The sequence below is a fragment of the Bartonella jaculi genome, assembly GCF_039543045.1.
Lineage (GTDB): Bacteria > Pseudomonadota > Alphaproteobacteria > Rhizobiales > Rhizobiaceae > Bartonella > Bartonella jaculi.
Genome location: NZ_BAABIZ010000070.1, coordinates 1 through 3012, shown reverse-complemented (window position 1 = coordinate 3012; position 3012 = coordinate 1). Strand labels below are relative to the sequence as shown.

6 protein-coding genes are annotated in these 3012 nt (G+C 36.1%); 4 read left to right on the top strand and 2 right to left on the bottom strand.

The annotated features are described in order from the left end of the window. Positions 1-532 (bottom strand): hypothetical protein (locus tag ABD915_RS09185; protein WP_345117588.1); only part of this gene is annotated, 532 nt, incomplete at its 3' end. A 76-nt stretch (positions 533-608) separates the two neighbouring features. Between ABD915_RS09185 and ABD915_RS09180 the strand changes: the two genes are divergently transcribed. Genes ABD915_RS09180 through ABD915_RS09165 form a run of 4 tightly spaced genes read left to right on the top strand, consistent with a single transcriptional unit; the run spans position 609 to position 1773 of the window. Further along, a complete protein-coding gene (locus ABD915_RS09180) occupies positions 609-908 on the top strand; it encodes a BrnT family toxin (RefSeq protein WP_345117586.1) in 300 nt (99 codons plus the stop codon). After that, positions 895-1167 carry a CopG family antitoxin gene (locus ABD915_RS09175; RefSeq protein WP_241436204.1) on the top strand — a complete coding sequence of 91 codons (273 nt, stop codon included), beginning with the start codon at positions 895-897 and terminating at the stop codon, positions 1165-1167. Before ABD915_RS09180 ends, ABD915_RS09175 begins: the two co-directional genes overlap by 14 nt. Positions 1168-1209: 42 nt before the next feature. Further along, complete coding sequence (locus tag ABD915_RS09170) at positions 1210-1527, top strand: type II toxin-antitoxin system HicB family antitoxin (RefSeq protein ID WP_345117584.1); 318 nt, start codon at positions 1210-1212, stop codon at positions 1525-1527. A gap of 42 nt (positions 1528-1569) precedes the next feature. Next, the gene (locus ABD915_RS09165) at positions 1570-1773 is read left to right on the top strand and encodes a CopG family antitoxin (protein WP_345117582.1); all 204 of its coding nucleotides are present in this window, start codon (positions 1570-1572) and stop codon (positions 1771-1773) included. A gap of 520 nt (positions 1774-2293) precedes the next feature. On the opposite strand, the gene ABD915_RS09160 is transcribed toward ABD915_RS09165, so the two are convergent. Further along, positions 2294-2824 (bottom strand): helix-turn-helix domain-containing protein, encoded by a 531-nt coding sequence (locus ABD915_RS09160; RefSeq protein ID WP_345117580.1) that lies wholly within the window; start codon positions 2822-2824, stop codon positions 2294-2296. Positions 2825-3012 lie beyond the last annotated feature (188 nt).

The window sequence follows — 3012 nt, the reverse complement described above, 5'->3', positions numbered from 1 at the left end:
CATGTCCACCTTCAATTTTATGGTATTTATCCTTATTTCTCACGCCTGTTTCTGGTTCAAAGCTTAAGAAAGGTTCAACGATTCTTGCTGTTACACCGCCTTCTTCTTCATCCATGTTGGGGATATTTGTCACATAAATGACTTCAAAGGTTAAAATTGCACCATGGAGCGCTAGAGCGCCATTATCGCCAAAGGCAAAAGCAATATTTTGCAGGCGGCATGTTTCAACTGTGTTGTTGAGATTGGGATTAGCGTAGAAAATCTCCTCAACTTCCCATGCTAATTGGTCAACAAAACGTGCTTCATCTTCACATGTCGCATAACATTCAACATCTAGCGTTAAAACACGCCGCCTTACTCCATAATCATAGCCATCTTCAATTGTTTCACTTTGTGTTGAGATATTAATTGCAGGTGTGTTCTCAACGGAAAAGTTGAAGTCACGCATATTGAAAACATTGTCACCAGCTGTTGTTTTGGCTGCTTTAATCAAAGCAGCACATGTTTCTCTTATCGTTTCGCGCGGATGCATAAAGCCTCCTATTCGAACAAATTGATATTTAATTATTTTTATTGTATTTGTGGATACATTTTGATATACATTCGTTATGACAATAAATATCAAAATTCATGGCATAAACTGGGATGAAGGTAACTGGCCTAAATGTGCTAAACATGGAGTTTCTAAAAAAGAAATTGAGTATTTATTCACTAAAACCGGAAATCTCGTCATAAAGAACGACCCAAATGTTAAAGAAGAGCGTTTCAGAGCCATTGGAAGAAGCTATAACAAAAGATATATTTTTTTAGTTTTTACCTTACGAACAATAAAAAACGAATTGTTTGTGCGTCCTATTAGCGCTCGTTATATGCACCAAAAGGAGATTGATTTTTATGAAAACCTCTAAATTAAAACAGATACCTGTTTTCAAGACGGATGAAGAAGCAGAAAACTTTGTTGATACTGCCGATCTTACAGATTATGACTTAACCGGTTTTAAACCCGTTCATTTCGAATTCTTACCTAAAGAAGCTTCTATCAATATTCGCTTGCCTCAAGCGCTTATGAAAGCTTTAAAGGAAAAAGCGAAAAAACAAGCTATTCCTTATACACGCTATGTTAGGCATCTGATTGAACGAGATTTACGAAAAAGTCATCGTGGTTAGTGTATCCTTTATAGAGGATAATAGAAAAGATAGAGTTAAAACATGAACAATAATCATTATACCTATCGTGTTTTTTGGTCACCAGAAGATGAGGAATATGTTGGTTTGTGTGCAGAATTTCCATCCCTTTCATGGTTAGATGCTCAAGCAGAGAAAGCTTTAAAAGGTATTATGGACCTCGTTTCAGAAGTCGTTGAGGATATACAACATAATGGAGAACAAGTCCCGATACCTTTGTCATATGGCAAATATAGCGGTAAGTTTCAATTAAGAATACCACCAGAACTCCATAGACAACTTGCAATTCAAGCAGCCGAAAATGGTGTAAGCTTAAACAGATACATTTCTTCTAAACTTTGAAGCTTTTAAAGATCAAAACACACCAAAAGAAGATTAATTTTTATGAAAACCTCTCAATTAAAACAGATACCTCTTTTCAAGACGGATGGGGAAGCAGAGAACTTTGTTGATACTGCCGATCTCACGGATTATGATTTAACTGGTTTTAAGCCTGTTCATTTCAAATTTTACCTAAAGAAGCCTCTTAACCACCTCCCCATTTTGAGAACGAGGAGGCAGCATATTTTTCTTAAGCAACCTTTTTAATGGGGTTATCTAAATCTGGCTCGTAAGCACGCAATAAAGAATCCATACGATGTGGTAGTTGTAGTTTGACAGTAGGTTTTGTACTAAGTGGGAAGAGGTGGGATTAGCGAGGAATAGGTGGTAATTTGTTGTTTTTATGGTTATTTTTTACCATTAAATGCGCGTTTTGTCAAAATAGATTTTGACACCTAAAATTGTAAAAAAGAGCTAAAAAGAGCGAAAATTGGAATTTGAGCGTAAAAATGAGAGAAGGCTTTGAAAGGTCTTTGAAAACCCTTTGAAGATTTTTAAAAAGTCTGTGAAAGCCCAGAAAACCGCCTTTGAAGACCCTTTGAAAAAAATCCGATAAAGTGTGAAGCACATTGCAAAATCAGCCAAAAATAACCAAAAAAGCAAAAAAGATTTTCACTTATAGGTGATTATCTATTTTTAGAGACAATATATACTTATAAATCAAATTGTTACGTAACTTTTCTAATGTAAAAAGATTTTCATATTGATTTTTCATTTTAGAGGAGCATTAAGCCGTATCTTGTGTAGTTTCTAAATGTGCTCTTTCAGCTTCTATTTGACGTTTTAAATGCAATTTTAGAAGAGGCAAAGTAAGCTCTATTTCTTCCGTGTCGTTGATGTCTTGAACAAGCTCTTGCAGTTTTTTATAAAGATCCGCCGCGAGTTCCGCTATATCTTCGGGGGGGAGTTTTATATTTGCATCGCGATAGGTTGTATAAGCTATGCGACCAAGTTTTTTCATCAGTCCAGCAGGGATAGTTTGTGGTTTAAAACCTGCTGCTTTTGCTTTTGCCATATCACTAAACATCTCACCTTCACCAGTGAGAAGCCAATTGACGTCTATACCACAAATATTTTTGTAAATTACTAACATTGATGAAGGCGGTTCGCGTAAGCCAGTTTCGTAATTATACATAGTACTTTCTGGTACTGTAAGATGATCAGCAAACTGCTTGCGCTGAGTAAAACCAAGAGCGATCCGTACTTCACATAACCGCTTTGCCAGTTCTGTTTTAGGTTTTTTTTCAGATCTTGCCAAAAAAAATCACTCCAGATTTACATTTAGGGTTGACAAATTTATAAATGTAAATCATAACTCATATTACCGCCCGCTATAGAGGGCAGATATTTTACAATTAACCCCACAAAAAACGGATGTGGGAGCATCCGTTTGAAGCAGGAGCGAAAGTTATGACAACCACCCAAACATGCATTCAAGTATGGGAT

Excerpts from the sequence above, each read along its gene's own strand:
- ABD915_RS09180 (WP_345117586.1), top strand. The coding sequence starts at position 609 with ATGACAATAAATATCAAAATTCATGGCATAAACTGGGATGAAGGTAAC.
- ABD915_RS09175 (WP_241436204.1), top strand. The coding sequence starts at position 895 with ATGAAAACCTCTAAATTAAAACAGATACCTGTTTTCAAGACGGATGAA.
- ABD915_RS09170 (WP_345117584.1), top strand. The coding sequence starts at position 1,210 with ATGAACAATAATCATTATACCTATCGTGTTTTTTGGTCACCAGAAGAT.
- ABD915_RS09165 (WP_345117582.1), top strand. The coding sequence starts at position 1,570 with ATGAAAACCTCTCAATTAAAACAGATACCTCTTTTCAAGACGGATGGG.